Genomic DNA, 2,921 nt, shown 5'->3' on the forward strand with positions numbered 1-2,921 from the left:
CCTCCGCTGGCTCAAGGGTGCCGTCAACAAAGGGCGTCCGTTGCTCCAACCCATCCCCCTGCTCACCGTTGACCCTGAACCCTGCTTTGCCTCTAAAAACGCCGAAGACCAGTACTATGACCGCATCTGGTTCTCTAGGATCCAGTCCATACGATGTCAATTGCCCCCCTGGGAGGCGGCATAAAGATGTGTCAGGCAGTCAGCCATCTGCCTTCAGCCTTGTGGCTTGAAGAGGATGGGCCTCGATGGCGATGAATCGCACAGGCTAAGCCAGTCTAGCCATTCAGCTTTTTGCTAAGCAGTTGATTGCTGAGCTTAGGATCCACACGGCCCCCGCTGGCCTTCATCAGTTGCCCCACAAAGAAGCCTTGCAGCTTTTTCTTGCCGCCCCGGTAGGCCTCCAGTTCTTCGGGGTGGGCGGCGAGAACTTCGTCGATCATCGCTTCGATTTGGGCGGGGTCGGAAATCTGGCTGAGGCCGCGTTCCTCCACCATGGCCTGGGGGGAACCGCCCTGGGTGAGCAGTTCGGGCAGCAGGTCTTTGCCGATTTTGTTGCTGATGGTGCCCGCTTCGATCAGCTGCACCAGTTCCGCCAGCATTTCCGGCTTCAGGGGCAGTTCGTCAATCGAGAGCTTTTCGGAGTTCAGGTAGGCCGCGATGTCTTGGGTGAGCCAGTTGGCGGTGAGTTTGGGGTCAGCCCCAGTGGCAACGGTGGCCTCAAAGAATTCGGCAATGCTGCGCTCGTCGCTGAGCACACGGGCATCGTAGGCGGAGAGGCCAAAGGCTTCCTCGTAGCGGCTACGCTTTTGGGCGGGAAGTTCCGGCAGTTCCCCTTGCCAAGCCTCTTTCTGGGCCACAGAAACCACAATCGGCGGCAGGTCGGGTTCGGGGAAGTAGCGGTAGTCGCTAGAGCCTTCCTTAGAGCGCATACTCTTGGTGCGCTGGGTGCTTTCGTCCCACAGGCGAGTTTCTTGGACGATTTTCTCGCCCGTTTCGTTGGCCTTAATTTGCCGCTCGATTTCGTAGTCGATGGCTTTTTGGATGGCGCTGAAGGAGTTCATGTTCTTGATCTCCACCTTGGTGCCAAATTCCTTCTGGCCCACGGGGCGTACGGAAATGTTCACGTCGCAGCGCAGGGAGCCTTCCTGCATGTTGCCGTCGCTGATGCCCAGGTAGCGGACAATGCGGCGCAGTTCTTGGGCATATTCGGCGGCTTCCTGCCCGGTGCGAATGTCTGGTTCTGAGACAATTTCCACCAGGGGCACCCCGGCCCGGTTGTAGTCCACCAGGGAGTAGGTGGAACCCGCCAAACGGTCGCTGCCGGCGTGGACGAGCTTACCTGCGTCCTCTTCCATGTGCAGCCGGGTGATGCCGATGCGCTTGCGGGTGGCTTCCTTGGTTTTCTTGTCGATTAGCTCGATCTCTAGCCAGCCGTGCTCGGCGATGGGCAGGTCGTACTGGGAGATTTGGTAGTTTTTGGGCAGGTCGGGATAAAAGTACTGCTTGCGGTCAAACTTGGAGTAGGGCGCAATTTGGCAGTTCAGGGCCAGCCCCGCCTTGACGGCATACTCCAGCACCTTTTGATTCAGCACGGGCAGCACCCCCGGCATCCCCAGCACAATCGGGTCGATGTAGGTGTTGGGATCGGCCCCAAAGGCGGTGGAGGCCGGAGAGAAAATCTTGGTTTCGGTGCACAACTGGCAGTGGGTTTCTAGACCAATGATGGCCTCGTACTGGGTTTTGGCAGACTCGGTTTTGGCGGGGGCCGCAGTGGTCATAAACCGCTCCAACAAACGATTGATTGCAATAGTCTGTCTATTGTAGCCCCGGCTCTGCCCTCATCCCAAAAGCACCCCCCTGTTTGGTTTGATCTAGGGGCGATCCTGGCTGATTGACACAATCCCCAAAAGCCCTGATTTTTCGTAGGTTGGGTGGCGCGATAGCAAAACCCAACAAGTCCGGACTCCTCGGTGAGTGTTGGGTGTAGCGAAGCGGAACCCAACCTACTAGCACTGGTTGTAATCCCCTAGCTCTGGGGCTTCTCACCATGTGGTGTATAAATGAACTAATCAAGGTATACAGCCAATTTCAGGGTGTCTATCGGCTTTGGCTGTAAACGATACAGGCAGCGGTAATCCAACTGAAATAATCTGCTTAGCCATCTTCCCAATCATCTATCTGAGCTAGGTTCATGGACGATACTCAGTCACCCAGTACAGCCGAAGACTATGGTAAGTTTGTTCCTTTTTCCGCCCGTATGATGGCGGCCATGAGAGCCCGTGAATCGAGTCGCCATGACCGACTCTTTCATGACCCCTTTGCAGAGTTGCTCGCTGACGAAGAGGCTTTTCAGCGGGTTGATCAACAGCTCACGTCCCAGGATCAAGCCTATGTGGCGGTGCAGACTCGGTTCTTTGATGACTTACTTTCCCACGCTAACGGGAGCCAAGTCGTCCTTTTAGCCTCAGGACTAGATACCCGTGCTTACCGATATCCGTGGCAGCCAGACGCGACTATTTATGAACTTGACTATCCCGAAGTCTTGTGGGCACCTCGAAAAAACCAGATTTCCCTAGGAGTGACAACGTGATTCCAAGGTTTCCAGCTTCTCGAAAGCTGCCAAATGGTAATTAATCGAGGTGCCCTTGTCCTATAAAGCCGTATTGCTTAGGGATACAAAGCCATCCTGCAATCATTATTTGATTCCCGCTGACTTAACTCAGCCATGGAAAGAAAACCTACTGGAGGCAGGCTATCAGGCTATCGGGAGCATGTCACCTTTGTGATGAGTAGAAATGCTTAAGAGGACTGGGCACTGGAAAAGCTGAGCTGTATCAGCGAGAATCAAAGCGATCTACTACATAGCTAAAGTCATGAACCCAGACCAAGAGCAAGCCCTTAAAGCACACCTCCAAGCGATT

General features: G+C 55.0%; 3 protein-coding genes. 2 read left to right on the forward strand and 1 reads right to left on the reverse strand.

The features are described from left to right. The coding region (locus H6G62_RS26525) for a hypothetical protein (protein WP_190492888.1) at positions 1-184 on the forward strand (184 nt) is incomplete at its 5' end. A gap of 91 nt (positions 185-275) precedes the next feature. On the opposite strand, the gene gatB is transcribed toward H6G62_RS26525, so the two are convergent. After that, positions 276-1,778, reverse strand: a complete 1,503-nt coding sequence (gene gatB / locus H6G62_RS26530; RefSeq protein WP_190500768.1) for an Asp-tRNA(Asn)/Glu-tRNA(Gln) amidotransferase subunit GatB — start codon at positions 1,776-1,778, stop codon at positions 276-278. Positions 1,779-2,191: 413 nt separating this feature from the next. Between gatB and H6G62_RS26535 the strand changes: the two genes are divergently transcribed. Next, positions 2,192-2,590, forward strand: coding sequence for an SAM-dependent methyltransferase (locus H6G62_RS26535; RefSeq protein WP_190500770.1), 399 nt, complete (start codon positions 2,192-2,194; stop codon positions 2,588-2,590). The last annotated feature ends 331 nt before the right edge of the window (positions 2,591-2,921 follow it).

It is taken from the genome of Phormidium sp. FACHB-1136, from assembly GCF_014697375.1.
Classification (GTDB): domain Bacteria; phylum Cyanobacteriota; class Cyanobacteriia; order Phormidesmidales; family Phormidesmidaceae; genus Nodosilinea.

Coding starts and splice junctions, on each gene's coding strand:
- gatB (WP_190500768.1), bottom strand. CDS start 1,778: ATGACCACTGCGGCCCCCGCCAAAACCGAGTCTGCCAAAACCCAGTAC.
- H6G62_RS26535 (WP_190500770.1), top strand. CDS start 2,192: ATGGACGATACTCAGTCACCCAGTACAGCCGAAGACTATGGTAAGTTT.